This window comes from Psychroserpens sp. Hel_I_66 (assembly GCF_000799465.1).
Classification (GTDB): domain Bacteria; phylum Bacteroidota; class Bacteroidia; order Flavobacteriales; family Flavobacteriaceae; genus Psychroserpens.
In genome coordinates, this window is the sequence record NZ_JUGU01000001.1 from 1470198 (window position 1) to 1489025 (window position 18828).

At 33.1% G+C, this 18828-nt stretch carries 16 protein-coding genes; 10 read left to right on the forward strand and 6 right to left on the reverse strand.

Going from position 1 to position 18828, the window contains the following annotated elements:
• Nucleotides 1–139: 139 nt before the first annotated feature.
• Nucleotides 140–2605, forward strand: coding sequence for a DUF5686 and carboxypeptidase regulatory-like domain-containing protein (locus GQ40_RS06675; RefSeq protein WP_047546873.1), 2466 nt, complete (start codon nucleotides 140–142; stop codon nucleotides 2603–2605).
• 16 nt (nucleotides 2606–2621) lie between these two features.
• Here GQ40_RS06675 and GQ40_RS06680 read toward each other — a convergent pair whose 3' ends face one another.
• Nucleotides 2622–3902 (reverse strand): T9SS type A sorting domain-containing protein, encoded by a 1281-nt coding sequence (locus GQ40_RS06680; protein ID WP_047546875.1) that lies wholly within the window; start codon nucleotides 3900–3902, stop codon nucleotides 2622–2624.
• A gap of 84 nt (nucleotides 3903–3986) precedes the next feature.
• Nucleotides 3987–4628 (reverse strand): protein-L-isoaspartate(D-aspartate) O-methyltransferase, encoded by a 642-nt coding sequence (locus tag GQ40_RS06685; RefSeq protein ID WP_047546877.1) that lies wholly within the window; start codon nucleotides 4626–4628, stop codon nucleotides 3987–3989.
• A gap of 156 nt (nucleotides 4629–4784) precedes the next feature.
• Here GQ40_RS06685 and GQ40_RS06690 point away from each other — a divergent pair, with 156 nt between their 5' ends.
• From GQ40_RS06690 to miaA, 9 genes are all read left to right on the forward strand, one after another.
• Complete coding sequence (locus GQ40_RS06690) at nucleotides 4785–5744, forward strand: Gfo/Idh/MocA family protein (protein WP_047546879.1); 960 nt, start codon at nucleotides 4785–4787, stop codon at nucleotides 5742–5744.
• Nucleotides 5745–6041: 297 nt separating this feature from the next.
• A complete protein-coding gene (locus tag GQ40_RS06695) occupies nucleotides 6042–6932 on the forward strand; it encodes a 3-hydroxyacyl-CoA dehydrogenase family protein (protein ID WP_047546881.1) in 891 nt (296 codons plus the stop codon).
• Nucleotides 6933–6988: 56 nt separating this feature from the next.
• On the forward strand, nucleotides 6989–7630 hold the full coding sequence (locus GQ40_RS06700) for a M23 family metallopeptidase (RefSeq protein WP_047546883.1): 642 nt from the start codon (nucleotides 6989–6991) through the stop codon (nucleotides 7628–7630).
• A complete protein-coding gene (locus tag GQ40_RS06705; protein ID WP_047546885.1) occupies nucleotides 7631–8869 on the forward strand; it encodes a DUF1015 domain-containing protein in 1239 nt (412 codons plus the stop codon).
• A gap of 68 nt (nucleotides 8870–8937) precedes the next feature.
• Nucleotides 8938–9609, forward strand: coding sequence for a YggS family pyridoxal phosphate-dependent enzyme (locus GQ40_RS06710; RefSeq protein WP_047546887.1), 672 nt, complete (start codon nucleotides 8938–8940; stop codon nucleotides 9607–9609).
• Between the two features lie 97 nt (nucleotides 9610–9706).
• Nucleotides 9707–11068 carry an exonuclease domain-containing protein gene (locus GQ40_RS06715; protein WP_047546889.1) on the forward strand — a complete coding sequence of 454 codons (1362 nt, stop codon included), beginning with the start codon at nucleotides 9707–9709 and terminating at the stop codon, nucleotides 11066–11068.
• Between the two features lie 13 nt (nucleotides 11069–11081).
• Nucleotides 11082–13043 carry a DUF3857 domain-containing protein gene (locus GQ40_RS06720; RefSeq protein ID WP_047546890.1) on the forward strand — a complete coding sequence of 654 codons (1962 nt, stop codon included), beginning with the start codon at nucleotides 11082–11084 and terminating at the stop codon, nucleotides 13041–13043.
• Nucleotides 13044–13065: 22 nt separating this feature from the next.
• Complete coding sequence (locus GQ40_RS06725) at nucleotides 13066–13932, forward strand: ion transporter (RefSeq protein WP_047546892.1); 867 nt, start codon at nucleotides 13066–13068, stop codon at nucleotides 13930–13932.
• A gap of 22 nt (nucleotides 13933–13954) precedes the next feature.
• Nucleotides 13955–14875 carry a tRNA (adenosine(37)-N6)-dimethylallyltransferase MiaA gene (gene miaA, locus GQ40_RS06730; protein ID WP_047546895.1) on the forward strand — a complete coding sequence of 307 codons (921 nt, stop codon included), beginning with the start codon at nucleotides 13955–13957 and terminating at the stop codon, nucleotides 14873–14875.
• Nucleotides 14876–14923: 48 nt separating this feature from the next.
• On the opposite strand, the gene GQ40_RS06735 is transcribed toward miaA, so the two are convergent.
• The 4 genes from GQ40_RS06735 to GQ40_RS06750 all read right to left on the reverse strand — a co-directional run bounded on the left by GQ40_RS06735 (nucleotide 14924) and on the right by GQ40_RS06750 (nucleotide 18732).
• Complete coding sequence (locus GQ40_RS06735; protein ID WP_047546897.1) at nucleotides 14924–15634, reverse strand: response regulator transcription factor; 711 nt, start codon at nucleotides 15632–15634, stop codon at nucleotides 14924–14926.
• A 3-nt stretch (nucleotides 15635–15637) separates the two neighbouring features.
• A complete protein-coding gene (locus GQ40_RS06740; protein ID WP_047546899.1) occupies nucleotides 15638–17212 on the reverse strand; it encodes a sensor histidine kinase in 1575 nt (524 codons plus the stop codon).
• A gap of 63 nt (nucleotides 17213–17275) precedes the next feature.
• Complete coding sequence (gene coaE, locus GQ40_RS06745) at nucleotides 17276–17875, reverse strand: dephospho-CoA kinase (protein ID WP_047546901.1); 600 nt, start codon at nucleotides 17873–17875, stop codon at nucleotides 17276–17278.
• Entirely contained in the window at nucleotides 17872–18732 is an 861-nt protein-coding gene (locus GQ40_RS06750) for a CdaR family protein (protein WP_197052653.1), read from the reverse strand. Before GQ40_RS06750 ends, coaE begins: the two co-directional genes overlap by 4 nt.
• Between the last annotated feature and the right edge of the window lie 96 nt (nucleotides 18733–18828).

Sequence of the window (18828 nt, forward strand, 5' to 3'; positions counted from 1 at the left end):
ATTTAATAAAATGTCTATGTTTGGCATCGTTAGGCAACCTTTACCCCTAAAAGTGCGTCTATGTAAATATAACCATCAATCAACTTTAATTATAAGAATAAACATAACCGTGAATGTCTTATAAAAAAAACTCTATTTTATGAAAACCAAACTACTCGCTACACTAACTCTTTTATGCACTTTTTTATCCTTTTCCCAAATTAAAGGGACTGTTACAGATGATAAAAATGAACCTTTACCATTCGTAAACATCTACATAGAAAACACCTATACTGGCACGACCAGTAACGAAGATGGAAATTACGAACTAAACATTTCAGAAACAAAGGACTATACAGTGGTTTTTCAGTTTTTAGGATACAAAACGGTAAAGAAAAGGGTTGAAATCTCATCATTTCCGTACATTTTAGATGCGACATTGGTTGAAGAAGAAGTATCTCTAAATGAGGTTGTTATTAATTCCGAAGAAAATCCAGCCAACAAAATAATTAGAGCAGCAATTGCCAAGCGTCAGGAAAATCTGGAAAAAATAAATAGCTATAAAGCAGATTTCTATTCTCGTGGATTGATTCGTATCAAAGACGCTCCAGAAAAAATTCTAGGTACCGAAATTGGCGATCTTGGTGGTGGTTTAGATTCTACTCGAAGTGGAGTGATCTACCTCTCTGAAACCGTCTCTAAACTCGAGTTCTTAAGACCTAACAAATTAAAGGAAAAGATCATAGCATCAAAAGTTAGTGGTGATGATAATGGTTTCAGTTTTAATAATGCCATTGATGTTGAGTTTGATTTGTACGAAAACACTATAGAACTTGGTAACCAAATAATTTCTCCTATAGCCAACAACGCTTTTGGCTATTATCGTTACAAACTGGAAGGTGTTTTTTATGACGACAGAGGTAACCTCATCAATAAGATTAAAGCCACTCCAAAACGAGAAAACGATCCTGTTTTTGATGGGTTTATTTATATTGTTGAAGACCAATGGACTATTTATGCTGCGGAATTAGACATCACGGGAACGCAGGCCAGAATACCAGCGGTAGATAAAATAACGATTACGCAAAATTATTCATATTCTGAAACTGATAAAATCTGGGCAAAAATCTCTCAAAATATCGATTTTAAATATGGTCTCTTCGGAATAAAGGGCGATGGTCGTTTTACCGCAGTGTACAGTAATTACGAATTCAATCCAGGTCTCACCCGAAAGGATTTTACAAGGGAAATTGTATCCTTTGCAGATGAAGCAAATAAGAAAGATTCCATTTTTTGGAAAGCAACAAGACCTGTTCCTCTTACTTCCGAAGAAATTACAGATTATATCAAAAAGGACAGTATTCAAATCGTGAAGGATTCTAAGGTTTATAAAGATTCTGTAGATACGGTCAAAAACAAATTTAAATTTGGTGATATTATTGGAGGTTATACGTATAGAAACACTTACGAAAATTGGAGTACCGGTTTCACCTCTCCCATTCAAGCCATAAGTTTTAATACCGTTCAAGGCTGGAATGCAAATGTTGGCGTGTTTTACAGAAAAAACTATGATGATTTTGAGCGTTTTTTAACCATTGGCGGAAATTTAAATTATGGATTTAGTGATGACCGTTTGAGAGGAACAGCCTACGCAACCTATAAATTCAATAATAAAAGCAGGCCTTATTTAACCGTTTCTGGTGGTGTAACGACACAACAATTTAATTCTAGCGAGCCTATCTCAAAACTTTTAAATACTGCCTTTTCAATGTTTTCTGAACAAAACTTCATGAAAATTTACGAAAACAGTTACGCACAAGCCTCGTACTCTAATGAGTTATTTAATGGGTTTAGAATTAATACAAGCTTAGGCTATCAAAGACGACAAGCATTATTCAACACGACAGATCAATCGTGGTATCCACAAGAAAATCGAGAATATACAAGCAATAATCCGTTAGATGAAACCGCTTATGGTATTGCGCCTTTTGACACTCACAACATCATGAAATTCTCGATAGATGCACGTATTAATTTTGCACAGAACTATTTAAGCTATCCTGATGGGAAGTTCAATCTTCCAAACAGTAAATACCCAACATTAAACATTGGTTACGAAAAAGGATTTGCATCATCTGTTGACGATTATAATTTTGACCAAGTTAAAATTCGTGTGTCGCAAGGTTTCAATATTGCAGATAAAGGGAGTTTTGATTACAACATAAAAGCGGGCAAATTCTTTAATGCAGAGGATATTGCGTTTGTAGATTACCAACATTTTAATGGCAATCAAACTCAAATTGGCTCTGGCTCTTACCTAAATGTATTCAATAATTTACCGTATTACGCAGCAAGTACGAATGACTCTTACTTAGAAATGCATGCAGAACATGATTTTAATGGTTTTCTCCTCGGAAAAGTGCCTTTATTAAAAAAGCTCAACTTTAATTTGGTAGTTGGGGCCCATGCATTGGCAACTCCAGACAACAAACCTTACCAAGAATATACGGTTGGTTTAGATAATATTGGTTGGGGGAAATTTAGATTTTTAAGATTGGATTATGTGCGCTCTTACCAAAGCGGATTTCAAAGTGATGCGATTTTGTTTGGATTGAAGTTTTTTTAATTTGAAATGAATTTTATCAATCTTTAATCATTTTGAAAGTCTGTTGTAAACCTTCCGAAGAAATTTGTAAAAAATACAATCCGGTCGCTAAGTTTGTGGTTTCTATGTGAGACTGGTCGTTATATTGGGCGATCTGCTTTCCGAAGATATCGTAGAGTTTAACGTCAAATTTATTTAGCTGAGATGTTATGGTAATCACATCACTAAACGGATTTGGACCTACAGAAATCTCTAAAGTTTCATTTTCAGTAACACTCAACGCACTGCAAAAAGGATTCGAAGACGGACTTGTAGAAAATGATCCATTTGTTACAAACCAATTTTCCCAATTACCTCCAGAACCGTTGGTATAATCTGTAAGGTTAAAATAATTTTCTCCTGTTTGCGTACCTGGAATTTTGTAAACTTTTACCGCCTCTCCTTCTCTATCCCATGTTAAAGGCTGTCCGTCAACACAGGTCTCTGGCCAATACGTGTTATTGTTACAATTTGCGAAAATAAAATAGGCAAACTCATCATAGTTTGGGTAATCACCATACACGTGAGCTTCTCCAAATTGATCTATGCAAACAGATGTGTATTCATTGCAAGCAATCCCAGAAGATGAAAATGGGTTATCGGTTGCGTAACGCGCTAAAAATGTAAAATGCCTCGCTCTTCTATCTGGATCATCGTAGTGTGTATCTGTAATTACGTTTCCTAAAAATGGTATATCTAAAAAATCATTATATCCCAAAGTCATACGGTTATCATACGGATTTGATAGCGCCTGAGCGTTTGTGACTGTACCATTTTCCGCAGAAAAGTAAGCACTTCCTAAAATTGCCATTCCAGCACTCGTCCCACCAATAACGCCTTGTTTTGTATTGATAAATGTATTGAGCGCATCTTCCATTGCATTGTCTTTAAAGAAACTTACATAATCGTATTGATCACCTCCAGCGAACCAAATCGCTTCAGCATTTTCCACTTTTTGAAGCACGTAAGGATCTATGGCTCCTGCTTCGTTATTAAATACAAAAGTCGTTACCGAGTTGATACTTACTCCCAATTGGGAATACATATAATTATTATAGCCATCACTTCCAGATGCCCTTAAAACCACAACATCTCCTCCATTTGCTTTTTCTAAAAACCATATCATGGCATTGTCGTTTTCACTTGCTCCACCCATCATACAGATTCCAAATTCATGGTTAGTATCGATATCTGTGGTGTTACCTGTTGCGTATTCGGTGTAGTTTTGAGCAACTATTAATTGAGTAATAATTGTAAATAGGAGAGTGATTTTTTTCATACTATATTTTTTTATCGTAAAAGATTGAATGTGTTTTTTTAAAAGATGAATACATTCTAACAATTTTGTGCTTTTACAAGAACATTAATTTTTATCCTCCAATAAAGGTACAAATCTGAACTCTCCAAACTCATGCTGTTCAAAATCTTTTGTACCTTTTCTAATAAATAAGGTCATAATCTGCACATCATCTCCCACGGGAATGACCAAACGACCTCCAATTTTTAACTGACTTAGTAATGGCTTTGGCACGAAAGGCGCTCCAGCGGTGACTATAATACTATCAAAAGGCGCTTCGTTCTCTAAACCAATATAACCATCTCCAAAAATGAGCTTTTTGGCGCGATAGCCTAATTTTGGCAAAAACTTACTCGTCTTTTTATAGAGCTCGTTTTGACGTTCAATACTAAACACTTTGGCGCCAAGCAAACATAAAACAGCAGTTTGATAACCACTGCCTGTACCAATTTCTAAAACGGTGTCTCCTTTTTTTACTTGCATTAACTCCGTTTGAAACGCAACTGTATAAGGTTGTGATATGGTTTGATCTGCTGCGATCGGGAATGCTTTATCTTGGTAGGCGTGGTCTAAAAAACCGGAATCCATAAAAAGATGCCTCGGTATTTTACCAATAGCATCCAACACGTTTTCGTCGGAAATTCCTTTCTTAATTAACGTTTTTACGAGTTGTTGTCTTAAGCCTTGATGTTTGGTTGTATCTTTCAAAGTAGTTAGGTTTGCTAGGTAAAAATAACTGAAACATTTTTATACTGAAAGTTAAAATGAAACGAATTATCAACGACATAAAATCACGTATTATTTATTAAAGATTTCACATAAAAAACTTTGAAAAATCTTATTTTTGATAAAAATCGAAAAACAATGCTAAAAGCTGGTGTACTTGGTGCTGGTCACTTAGGAAAAATTCATTTAAGACTTCTTAATCAATCTCAAAAATATGAACTCGTTGGGTTTCATGATGCAGATGAGGAAAACGCTAAAAAAGTTGTAGAAGAGTTTGGTTATAAATACTTTAAATCTATTGATGAGCTTATCAAAGCTGTTGATATGGTTGATATTGTAACCCCTACTTTATCACATTACGATTGTGCAAAAAAAGCTATTTCATATGGAAAACATATTTTTATTGAAAAGCCAATTACCAATACAGTTGAAGAAGCAGAACATATTAGAGTCTTACTGGCTGAGCACGATATTAGAGGACAAGTAGGCCATGTAGAGCGCTTTAATCCTGCTTTTATTGCTGTAAAGGATCAAATTAAAAACCCGATGTTTATTGAAACTCATCGTCTGGCAGAATTTAATCCGCGAGGTACAGACGTACCTGTAGTTCTAGATTTAATGATTCACGATATTGATATTATTTTGAGCGTCGTAGATTCTAAAGTTAAAAATGTTTCGGCAAGCGGTGTTTCTGTAATTAGTGACACTCCAGATATCGCTAATGCTAGAATAGAGTTTAAAAACGGGTGTGTCGCAAATCTTACTGCGAGTCGTATTTCACTTAAAAACATGAGAAAGACACGTTTTTTTCAAAAGGATGCCTATATCTCTGTCGATTTTCTGGAGAAAAAGTGTGAAGTTGTAAAAATGAAGGATGCTCCAAAATCCCCTGGAGATTTTGATATGATCCTGCAAAATGCAGAAGGCATCAAAAAACAAATATATTTTGACAATCCAGAAGTTCCCAACAACAATGCTATTTTAGATGAACTTGAAACTTTTGCAGATGCCATAAATAATAACACAACACCAATCGTAACTTTGCACGATGGCACAGAGGCATTGCGTGTTGCCACAATGATTATTGATCAGTTTTAGGGTACTATTTCAATATATCATAGTACATCCAAATTAAAGCATAATGGATCATGAAAAAGAAATTACCTATTATATTAATTGTTGTAAGCATAATATTAATTGTCCTTAATATTATAACTAACGATAGTTTTGATAACGGATTCTGGATGCAAACACTAGCTAGTGTTTTATTGATCTTTTCAATGGTGGGTACCATATATAACAATAATAAAAAGAAATAACATATTCTTTTCTTCGGAAAAGATAAAACTCAAACAAATTGATTCCCATAGTCTTGGGAACGAAAATAAAATTAAAATGAAAAATATAGCAGTTATAGGAGCAGGAACAATGGGAAACGGAATTGCCCACACCTTTGCTCAATCTGGATTTAAAGTACAATTAATAGACATTAGTGAAGACTCATTAAAAAGAGGAATGGATACGATTGCCAAAAATTTGGACAGAATGGTATCTAAAGAGAAAATTTCCGAAGAAGACAAGCAGTCCACACTTAATAACATTACAACATTTACAAATATTGCTTCTGGTGTTGAACATGCAAGTCTTGTTGTTGAAGCTGCAACCGAAAATATAGATTTAAAACTGAAGATTTTTAAACAATTAGATGAAGCTTGTGGAGACGAAACCATTTTAGCATCCAATACATCATCAATTTCTATCACCCAAATTGCTGCTGTGACATCACGTCCAGAACAGGTTATTGGAATGCATTTTATGAATCCTGTTCCAATTATGAAATTGGTAGAGATCATTCGTGGATACAATACAAGTGACGAAGTCACCAATACCATCATGGAATTATCCAAGACGCTGGGCAAAGTACCAACAGAGGTTAATGATTATCCTGGTTTTGTTGCCAACCGTATTTTAATGCCAATGCTAAACGAATCTATAGAAACGTTGTACAATGGCGTTGCAGGTGTTGAAGAAATTGATACGGTGATGAAATTAGGGATGGCTCACCCTATGGGACCGTTGCAATTGGCAGATTTTATTGGTCTTGATATCTGTCTATCGATTTTGAATGTGATGTACGACGGATTCAAAAATCCAAAATACGCACCTTGTCCATTATTAATCAATATGGTACAAGCAGGAAAACTGGGGGTAAAATCTGGCGAAGGTTTTTATGATTATTCTGAAAGCAGAAAAGCTGAAGTTGTTTCAAAACAGTTTATAAAGTAATTACATTCTCATATTCAAAGGTTTGTTTAATTACCAATTCGAAAAACTCAATTGTCATGAAATTCTTCTTTATTTATAATTTTCTTTTAATTGCGCTCTTTAGCTGCAAACAAAAAGGGAAAGTTGTAAATGAAGATTCTAATTTATACGAAGAAAAAAGAGAATTGGTTGAAGCAGTTAAGATTTCCGAAGAAAAAACAGATTACATCAAACTTTTTAATGACCATCCAGGATTTGTATCTAACGGATTTGACTTTCCTGTTGGTAAACCTAATGCTCGTGGTTATTACAACGCACAAAAATTTAAGGAAAATAACCATCTTGGAGACGACTGGAATGGAGTTGGTGGTGGAAACAGTGATTTAGGCGACCCTATTTATGCACCAGCAAATGGTTATATTAGTGAAGTAAAAGATTATGGTGGTGGCTGGGGAAATGTGATTAAAATTGTGCATTTGCATGACGATAAATTATATGAATCATTATACGCGCATTGCGATACCACTCTTGTAACTCAAAATAAGTTTATAAAAGAAGGTGAGCAAATTGCAACAATTGGTAATTGTAACGGTTTATATTTTGCACACCTTCATATAGAAATTAGAGATACTGTGGGTTTAGGTATTGGTCCAGGTTATTCAAGAGATACTACTGGATATTTGAATCCTACAGATTTTATTAATAAAAACAGAAACTAATTGGCAAAAATTCTTCCATTTAAAGCAGTGAGACCAACGAGAGATAAAGTGAGTTTGGTGGCCTCAAGATCGTATCAAACCTATACGCAGGCAGAGCGTGAGGCTCGGTTGGATTATAATCCGTTTTCATTTTTACACATCGTAAATCCTGGCTATAAATATGATCGTGAAATTGCAGGTACAGACCGCTATCAATTGGTTAGAAACAGATATTTAGAATTTAAAGAAGACGAGATTTTTGTTCATGATGAAAAACCAAGCTATTACATCTACAAAATCGTAGACCGTGACAAACAAGTTTTTAATGGAGTTATCGCAGCTGCCAGTGCAGAGGATTATGAGAACGACATCATCAAAAAACATGAAAACACTATTGAATATCGCGAACGTATTTTTAAGGATTATTTAAAAACCGTTGGCTTCAATGCAGAGCCTGTGCTACTCACCTATCCTGATAATACAGTGATTTCAGGCATCATCAATGACATCCAAAAAGAGCGTGCAGAATTTGAATTCACTACCACTTTTAGAGATACACATTACCTTTGGAAATTGGAAGACTCCAACTTAATTGCTGTCATTCAAAAAGAATTTGAAGAGATGCCAACCATCTATATTGCAGATGGTCACCACAGATCTGCGTCATCATATTTACTATACAAAGACGAAAAATCACAAAATCCAAATCATACCGGAAAAGAATCTTATAATCAATTTATGACATTTTTAATTCCAGAGTCTGAATTGCGAATTCATGAATTCAATCGATTGGTCAAGGATTTAAACGGATTGACTAAAGAAGAATTCTTGATACAGTTAGACACCATTTTCCGAATAGAAAACAGAGGCATTATGCCCTATAAACCTACAAAAAAGCACCATTTTAGCATGTATTTAGATGGTGAGTTTTATTCTTTATATCTTCGGAAGACCCTCTATAACTTCAAATCCTCGCTGGATGCATTAGATGCCCAGATTTTATACAAAACCATTTTACAGCCTATTCTGGGAATTGAGGATTTGCGCAATGATGTTCGCATGGGCTACATCAACGGAAAGAAAGATGTCATCAATGTGAAAAGCGCTATCGATTCTGCTGATTATGCGGTTGGGTTTGGTATGGTTCCTGTAGACATTGAAGAAATTAAACAAATTGCCAACGAAGGTCTCAAAATGCCTCCAAAAAGCACCTTTATTGAACCAAAACTGAGAAGTGGTGTTACTATATATGAATTTTAAAAAAAGTAAAGTTTTTTATTTTAAGTAGTTGAATCAAACTATTGCACCAAAACATAACAAAACATTTTATGGACATAAAACAAAATCTTAACAGCATAAAAGCCCAACTAGCAGAAGACGTCACGCTTGTTGCTGTTTCCAAGACAAAACCTGTTTCTGATTTAATGGAAGCTTATAATGCTGGTCAGCGCATTTTTGGTGAAAATAAAATCCAGGAAATGGCAGATAAGTATGAGGAGATGCCAAAAGATATTGAATGGCACATGATTGGTCACGTGCAGCGAAACAAGGTCAAATATATGGCTGAGTTTGTTGCATTAATTCATGGAGTGGATAGTTTTAAATTATTAAAGGAAATCAATAAACAAGCAGCCAAATATGATAGAACTATCAATTGTTTGATTCAAATAAAAATTGCTGAAGAAGACAGCAAATTTGGGATGTCTGCCCAAGATGCTAAAAAATTATTGGTTTCCGAAGAATTTAAAAAACTAAATAACGTTAGCATTACTGGACTTATGGGAATGGCAACGTTTACAGATGACACCAATCAAATTCAACAAGAATTCAAGAAGCTAAAAACGACGTTCGAGGACTTAAAACCATTAGAAACAGCCAACTGCGATTTACAAATTATTTCTATGGGAATGAGTGGTGATTATAAAATAGCTATTGACTGTGGAAGTAACATGATTCGTGTTGGAAGTAGTATATTTGGAGCCAGGGATTATGATAATTAAAGATTGTTTTTAATTTAAGAATTTCTGAAGAAAACATTTAATTAATTACATTTCGCTATCTACTTTTAAGTTTTGGCGAAAAGAAAAATAAGAAAAAATTTACGCAATACTAGACATAGAAACCACTGGTGGCAAGTACAATGAAGAGGGCATTACAGAAATTGCCATCTATAAGTTTGACGGTCATAAAGTGGTTGACAAATTCATAAGCCTTATTAACCCTGAGCGCGAAATCCAACCGTTTGTGGTGAATCTTACAGGTATTAATAGCAATATGCTCAAAACAGCTCCTAAATTTTATGAGGTTGCAAAGCGTATCGTAGAAATAACTGAAGATTGTATTATTGTTGCCCATAATGCACAATTTGACTATCGTATTTTAAGAACGGAGTTTAAAAGACTTGGTTTTGGATTTAAAAGAAAAACCCTTTGTACGGTTGAGCTCTCAAAACAGCTTATTCCCGATCAGCCATCCTACAGTCTTGGTAAATTAACACGCTCACTCGGTATTCCTGTTAGTGATAGGCATCGTGCCAATGGTGATGCTATGGCCACTGTAAAATTATTTAAAATGATCTTGTCTAAAGATTTAGACAAACACATCATTAAGGATAATGTCAAAATAGACATCCCTAATCGCTTAAATGACACGCACAGAACGATTATTGATGCTTTACCCTCTGTTACAGGAGTATATTACATACATGATGAAAATGGAGAGATTATTTATATTGGAAAAAGCAAGAATATAAAGCACCGAATCAATCAACATTTCACAAACAGGAGTGGTAAATCAAAAAAACTTCAACTTTTAGCCAGATCTGTAACCTACGAAAAAACAGGTAATGAATTGATTGCGCTATTAAAAGAAAATGAAGAAATAAAACGCAATAAGCCCATTTTTAATAGAGCTTTGAAACAAACAGTCTTTACTCATGCCTTATATACTTTTTTTGATCGTAATGGTTATCTTAATTTAAAGGTTTCCAAAGTGAATGATCAAGAATCGTTTATAACCACTTTTAGTAACCTGCAAAGTGGTAAAAGTTTTATAAATAAAATTACTGAAGAATATAAGCTATGCCAAACCATGACTGGCGTTAGCAATTCAAAAAGCAACTGCTTTAATTATACCATAAAAAAATGTAATGGCGCTTGTATTTTAGAAGAGTCTAAAGAAATATACAATGCTCGCGTTGAGCAACTTATTTCCAAAAACAGTTATGCAAATCAAAACATGGCCATCGTAGACCAAGGTCGTGATATTGATGAAAAAAGCGTTATTTATATTGAAAACGGTACATTTAAAGGCTTAGGTTTTTATGACCTCAACCATCAAATTAATAACGTGAAGGTTCTCAAATCTATTATTACGCCAATGGAAAACAATAGGGACACACAACATATTATTCAAAGTTATTTGAGAAAAAATAAACGTATTAAAACAATACTTATCTAAACTTAATATATTAATGACCTCAATTTTACGAATTGCAATACTCCTACTTACTACAACAAATATTCAAGCACAAACAGGTTTTAACGCTAATGGCTTTGAAGTGACAAAACAAGATATTGAATTAAATGTCTACGCAAAAGACTCCACAGCAAATGCTTTAATTATCCGCGAAACTGGTAAAAGCTTTGTAGATAGGGAAACCTTTTTATTAAATTCTGAAATAAAGAAAAAACTCAAAATTTTAAACAGAAGTGGTTTTGATAACGCTACTGAGACGATTTATCTTTATGGAAACGGAATTAAAAAAGAAACCGTAGATGATATTAAAGCTACGGTTTATAACATAGAAAACGGACAAGTCACACAAACAAAGCTAGACAAGTCATCTATTTTTGAAGAAAAATACAACGAAGATTACACCATAGTAAAATTTACCTTTCCAAATATTAAAGAAGGCTCTGTAATTGTGTACAGCTACACATTAGAATCTCCTTTTATGTTTAAATATAAAAGCTGGTATTTTCAGGAGGATATTCCCAAATTGTACAGCGAATATAGACCTAGTATTCCTGGTAATTGGGAATACAATATAAAATTGGTTGGTGGTAAAAAACTACATACTAACACGTCGTCACTTAGACAAAATTGTCTGCAAGTTTTAGGAGCAGGTGCTTCAGATTGTGGAGATTACATTTATGTGATGAAGGATATTCCTGCTTTTATTCCTGAAAAATTTATGACAACAAAGGAAAACTATCTCGCAAGGATAGAATATGAACTCAAAGTCTTTAGAGGTTTTGATGGACGTGTTGATAACATTACCAAAACGTGGGAAACAGTTGATAACGAACTAAAAAGCGATAAAGATATTGGCAGACAGCTCAAAAAAAGTAGTGTAACAAAAGATTTATTAAGCGATACTATTGTTAATGAAAACGATAAATTGAAGAAAGCTCAGGCTATCTATAATTATATGTTAGACAATTATACTTGGGACAAACAGTACAATATTTTCAAAGATGTATCTGTTAAAGATTTAATCGAAAACAAATCTGGAAACGTTTCAGAAATCAATATTTTATTGCATAATTTAATGGATGCTAACGATATTGATGTTAAACCTATATTATTGTCCACAAGAAGCAATGGGTTTGCGACTAGGATTTTTCCAGTATTATCAGATTTTAACTATCTTATAGTTCAAGTTACCATCGATGATCAAACCTATATGCTAGATGCTACAGATAAATACTTATCATTTGGCCAATTGCCTTTTAGGTGTCTAAATCAATATGGTAGATTATTAGATTTAAAAAATGGTGGTACTTGGATTGAAATTAATGCCAATGACCCAAGTTACAAGAAACTAAGAGTAAGTCTTAAAATTGATGAAACTGAAAACATTACAGGTGAAATAAAAAACAACACGAGTGGATATCACGCATTGCGTGTAAAAGAAAGTTATTTTGACAATCCAGAGAGTCACCTTAATACCTATGTTAACTCGTATCCATCATTAGAATTTTTGAATTATAAAGCTGAAAACCCTCAAAAAAAGGAACAGGATTTTACAGAAAAATTTGAGATAACACAATTTCCAGAGCGTATTGGAGATAATATTTATGTAAATCCCTTTGTATTTTCATCGTACACTGAAAACCCTTTAAAGCTTCAAGAGCGTAATTACCCGATAGATTTTGGTTATAAAGATGCCTATTTATACTCCGTAGAACTAAAAACTGAAAATTATGAGGTTGTTAGCATTCCAGAATCTATAAGTTTAAGTCTGCCAAATAACACAGGAACTTTGGTGTATAGTGTAAATAGCAATGAAGACTCCGTTACTATATTCTTTAAATATTACTTTAAAGAACCCATATATGACTCAGCATATTATGATGCATTAAAACAATATTTTGCGACTATAGTAGATATTCAAAAAAACTCTTTAGTTGTATTGAAAAAGAAACAATAAACTTTTTAGTACATTTGATCTAATGGCCACTAAGAATTCTCATCCCCAATGGAAAGATAAACTTCATGAAATAATTTATGAGGCAGATACTCCTGCTGGAAAATTATTTGATATAGTACTTCTTATTTTTATTCTCGCCAGTATTGCACTTGTGATGCTTGAAAGTGTAAACCACATAGACAAAAGATTCCATAACATTCTGTATTATGGAGAATGGCTCGTCACTATTTTATTTACCTTAGAATATATAGCAAGAGTAATCACAGTTAGGAAACCTTGGAAATATATATTTAGTTTTTACGGTATTATTGACTTTCTCTCAACAGTACCAATGTATTTATCGTTTTTATTTGTCGGTTCGCATGCACTTGTCACTTTGAGAGCGCTTCGTTTATTGAGAGTTTTTAGAATTTTAAAACTGGCAAGATACCTAGGGGCTTCAAATCAATTAAAAGATTCCATAATTGCGAGTCGTGTAAAAATTCTCGTATTTTTATTCGCAGTAGTCATATCATCAGTAATATTTGGTACGATTATGTATTTGGTAGAAGGTGAAGAAAATGGATTCACCAACATCCCTAAAAGTGTCTATTGGTGTATTGTAACACTAACCACGGTTGGTTTTGGTGATATTGCACCTCAAACTGCATTAGGGCAATTTATCACTTCAATTATCATGATTTTGGGTTATGGTATCATTGCAGTACCAACTGGTATTGTTTCTGCGGAATACGCACGAAGCGCAAACAAAAAAGACAAAGAAATTGAAGACGGTAAATTACCAGAAGAATTAGAACTCAACACCCAAATCTGCAGTAATTGCCATAAGCAAAATCATAAAGACAAGGCAGAATATTGCTATGGTTGCGGTCATAATTTACATATATAACCCATTCTAAATTTATATTACCATCAATTCAAATCAACCAATTTTAATATCAATCGTTGGTCCAACAGCAATTGGTAAGACTGCTTTAAGTATTAAATTAGCCAATTTTTTTAATACTGAAATTATCTCTGCCGACTCCAGACAGTTTTACAAAGAAATGCAAATAGGTACCGCTGCACCAACAAACGAAGAGTTAAAAGCTGCACCACATCATTTCATAAAACATATTTCAATTGATGACTATTACAATGTTGGCAACTTCGAAAATGACGCTATCTCAAAAATAGAACAATTGCATGAATCACATAAGGTTGTCATTATGGTTGGTGGTTCGGGACTTTATGTTGATGCGGTTACTAAGGGTCTTGATGAATTGCCAAAAGTCGATATGGAGATTAGAAATAAACTCAATACAAAACTTAAAACCGACGGACTTGAAGCATTACAATTTCAGCTTAAGAAATTGGATGAGAAAACCTACAACAAAATTGCACTTGATAATCCGCAACGGGTCATAAGAGCCCTAGAGGTTTGTTTGTCTAGCGGAAAGCCTTATTCTTCTTTTTTAACTTCGGAAAGCAAAAAAAGGGAATTTAAAACTATAACAGTTGGTCTCACTGCAGATCGGGAAATTATCTATGACCGTATCAACAAACGTGTTGATCTTATGGTGCAGGATGGATTATTGACAGAAGTTGAGGCACTTTTTCCGAAGAAAGATTTAAATGCATTAAATACTGTTGGTTATAAGGAATTATTTAAATATCTCGAGGGAGAATGGGACTTGGAATTTGCAGTTTCGGAGATAAAAAAGAACTCAAGACGCTTTGCCAAACGCCAATTAACTTGGTTTAAGAGAAATGGTGAAACGCTCTGGTTTGACTTTAAAACCGATGTTTTAGATATTGTAGAAGCTATTAACAAAGCGATATTAAAAGCATAAAGCCAACCATTTTTGATTGACTTTAGCTCTTATGTAATATTAAAAAGTTTATGCGTCCTGGTTAACGACTAGTCTAAATCCTTCTCCATGAATATTGAGAATCTCAACATTTGGATCTAATTTTAAATACTTTCTAAGTTTAGCGATATATACGTCCATACTTCTAGATGTGAAGTAATTATCGTCTCTCCAAATTTTTGTTAAGGCTAACTCACGAGGCATTAAATCGTTTTCATGTAGCGCCAACATACGCAATAACTCGTTTTCTTTTGGTGATAATTTGATTGGATCTTTGCCATCAAATTTCAAGAATCTTAATTTTGAATTTAAATCAAAACGACCGATTTTGAATTCAAATTGTTTGCTATCTGCAATGGTATCTGTCGCTTTTCGCTGTATGATTGCTTTAATTTTCATTAACAGCACCTCACTATCAAAAGGCTTATTCAAATAATCATCTGCCCCTACTTTATATCCTTTAAGAACATCTTCTTTCATAGCTTTCGCTGTCAAGAAAATAATTGGCACGTCTGTATTTTTTTCTCTGATTTCTTTAGCTAGAGTAAATCCATCTTTATAAGGCATCATGACATCTAATATGCACAGGTCATAATCGTCTTTTTTGAATTTTTCGAAACCTTCCATACCGTTTTTAGCATGAACAACGTCGTAATCATTCATATTTAAATAGTCTTTTAGTACGGTTCCAAAATTTGGATCGTCTTCAACTAAGAGTATTTTTTTATTTTGCTCTTCCATAATTTATGATATTAATGGCAACCTTATTATAAATGTGCTGCCTTTTCCCTTTTCACTTTCTACTGATATATGACCTTGGTGGTCATCAACTATTCTTTTTACATAAGCCAAGCCTAAACCATGACCTTTTACATTGTGTACATTTCCTGTGTGTTCTCTATAAAATTTCTCAAACACTTTCTTTTGAACCTGCTTTGACATCCCATTTCCTTTATCTGAAATTTTAATCAAAACGTTATTCCCAACATTTTCAGTATAAACATCAATTTTTGGTTCATCATCGCTATATTTTATAGCATTATCCAAAATATTGACAATAACATTTGTAAAATGAGTTTCATTAGCCAATACCGTTGGGTCATCTGCATCGAGATGTGTTTTTACATAACCTCTTCTATCTTCTACTATAAGCTCGACGTGCGTTATCGCATCTTCTATTAAGTCGTGAAGCTCTACCCTTTCCTTACTTATATTAAGCTCGTTTTTTTCCAGTTTAGATATTCGTAATACATTTTCAACTTGTGCGTGCATACGTTTATTTTCATCTTTTATCATTTGTAGGTAACGCATCACTTTTTCTTGATCACCAATGATCTTAGGATTTTTTATTGAATCTAATGCCAAATTTATTGTAGCAATAGGTGTCTTAAACTCATGGGTCATGTTGTTAATAAAATCGGTCTTGATTTGTGAAATTTGACGTTGCTTTATTAATTGATAAATGGCGCTAGAATATGCCAGTATAATGATTGATGTAAACAAAACCGATAATAAAATCATTCCCAAAATAGAAGATAATAAATACTTTTTACGATCTGGAAAATCTACATATAATGAAAAGTCACTTCTATTTTCATTATCTAAAAAAACAGGGATACCTATTGTTGTTTCTGGACTAAGATCAAAATTATCTGATCTTATTTTAGTTGATAAATCTTTATCGTATATGGCATATTCAAATTCGGTTTTTATACCGTTTACCATAAACTGAGAAGTCAATAACTCTGAAACTTCTTCATTAGAAATACGTTTGTATACTGGGTAATTTTTATATACCGCTCTATAATTCTTTTTATAGAAACTACGCCCAAGCTCATCCATGGTACTGTAATCCCTGAATGTTTGAATTGGATCTATATTAATTTGACCATCAATGGGACTTCGTTCGAACACGTTGGTCTCACTAAAACTTGTAAATCTTTTTATATCTATACTATCTGTACCAATGTCAAAGAACAGTGATGGAACTTTAAAGCTTTCTTCAGAAATGATATTTTTAAAACGTGTTGCTTGATTTGTCTCTTCACTAAACGAGTCAAAAATCAAAAGTTGTTTTATTTCACTTGTATCTGGCGTTCTACCATTTTTAATAACCTCTTTGTATAATCTATCATAGCTCAATAATTCTTTATCTTCAATTGCTTTAGAGACTAAACTTAAAGAGCGAATAACGTCTGAGGTAAATTGCTTTTCCTCATTTTTTAACGTGTTGTTAATAAAATATGCTTGAACGAATATAATCCCAATGAGAGATAGACTCATCAAGACCACCAATAGAATGAATAGCTTTTTACCCATCATCCAAATTTAATAGTTTAACATTTAGTATGATTGCTGTTTAACCTTACATTAACAAATATGTTAAATTTTTGTTTTTGCAATTAATTTCAGTAGAGATTTATGTGTATTTATGACTTGATCTTGTGTGCTTTCAATATCATTATTTATGATAACAAAATGTGATTTTTTTATTTTTTCCTCGTCACTAACTTGATTATTTATTATAGCCTCAATTTTTGATTTAGAAGAATTATCCCTTTTGATAACTCGGTTTATGCGCTCTTGCTTGTCTGCAGTAACCGTTATGATATAATCATATTTAGATTCTTGTTTGTGTTCAAAAATTATTGCTGCTTCTTTAATGACATAGGGTGAATTTTGTTTCTTACACCAACGCTTAAAATGAGAAGCAACTTTTGGGTGAACAATGGCATTTATCTTATTTAAAAAAGATGAGTCATTAAAGATTTTTTCAGAAATTAAGGATTTATTAAGCTTATTGTTTTCATAAACATTATCTCCAAACAATTCAATTAATCTTCTCTTAATAATTTTAGAAGTAACCATTAAATTCTTAGCTTCAACGTCTGCTATATAAATAGGAATATCTAATTGTTTAAAAAAATTAGCTACGGTTGTTTTACCACTTCCTATTCCGCCTGTAAGACCAACTATAATCATTTTACTATAATGTATTCAATTTTATTTTGTTTCATATTGGCAGATTTCACTTTATCACTATTTACAATAAGCTTTGGTTTGAAAAAAGTTTTTTCAGTATTTATAACATCATTGTAATCACATTCAATCTTAAAATCTGATGCTTTTACGTCCTTATAATCCTCTAAACTCAAGTAGTATGAAACTTTTATTTGCTTCGGAAAGTAATTAATAACAACGTCATTAGGCAAATTCAACAAAGTGACAGGTATATCAACTGTACCCTCAGTGAATTTTTCCACTTTTGCTTTGATTTTTATATTGTCTTGTGATAGTTTTAAATTTTCCGAAGTTTTTGAAAAATCCAATGCCAAACTAGAGTTTACACTTGTTTTTAAGTCCTCAAGATTCAATGTCTCGGTTTCTACAAATTCTATAGTATTGACTTCAGCTAAAGGACCAATAACCTTGACAGAATCTGGTATAATTTCAATCCCTTTTAGAGAATCATAACCAGAAGCAAAATTAATACTGGAATTTAATACCACAGGTACTTTTTTAACACTTAATGTTCCAAAAGGTAAAATTAAAGAATCTGGCTTTATAGAAATGACATCTACCGATTTTCCTAACTTTTGCCTAAAATCGTAGATCCCATTATTAGCTAACCAAACATAATTGTTGTCATTGTCCTTGGCAATTTTTTTAAAATCCAGCTCATAATCCTGATTATAGAAATAATAAGAGAGCAGCTTAAAACCATAAGTAGAAACAGTGACATCTACACTTGGCAATGTGTCTAGGTTAATTATATTTTTTTCTGGAAGGTTTTTATAGGTAACAGTAAATGGTATGGTCTCAACATAAGTCTCAGACAATTTTGTCATCAATAAAATAAATAAAGACAATAAAAAGAATATCCCAAAAACGTTTAGTTTTTTGTTTTTTAACGATTGTAGAAATTTTTTATATAA

Coding starts and splice junctions, on each gene's coding strand:
- GQ40_RS06675 (WP_047546873.1), top strand. CDS start 140: ATGAAAACCAAACTACTCGCTACACTAACTCTTTTATGCACTTTTTTA.
- GQ40_RS06680 (WP_047546875.1), bottom strand. CDS start 3,902: ATGAAAAAAATCACTCTCCTATTTACAATTATTACTCAATTAATAGTT.
- GQ40_RS06690 (WP_047546879.1), top strand. CDS start 4,785: ATGCTAAAAGCTGGTGTACTTGGTGCTGGTCACTTAGGAAAAATTCAT.
- GQ40_RS06695 (WP_047546881.1), top strand. CDS start 6,042: ATGAAAAATATAGCAGTTATAGGAGCAGGAACAATGGGAAACGGAATT.
- GQ40_RS06700 (WP_047546883.1), top strand. CDS start 6,989: ATGAAATTCTTCTTTATTTATAATTTTCTTTTAATTGCGCTCTTTAGC.
- GQ40_RS06710 (WP_047546887.1), top strand. CDS start 8,938: ATGGACATAAAACAAAATCTTAACAGCATAAAAGCCCAACTAGCAGAA.
- GQ40_RS06720 (WP_047546890.1), top strand. CDS start 11,082: ATGACCTCAATTTTACGAATTGCAATACTCCTACTTACTACAACAAAT.
- GQ40_RS06725 (WP_047546892.1), top strand. CDS start 13,066: ATGGCCACTAAGAATTCTCATCCCCAATGGAAAGATAAACTTCATGAA.
- GQ40_RS06735 (WP_047546897.1), bottom strand. CDS start 15,634: ATGGAAGAGCAAAATAAAAAAATACTCTTAGTTGAAGACGATCCAAAT.
- GQ40_RS06740 (WP_047546899.1), bottom strand. CDS start 17,212: ATGGGTAAAAAGCTATTCATTCTATTGGTGGTCTTGATGAGTCTATCT.
- coaE (WP_047546901.1), bottom strand. CDS start 17,875: ATGATTATAGTTGGTCTTACAGGCGGAATAGGAAGTGGTAAAACAACC.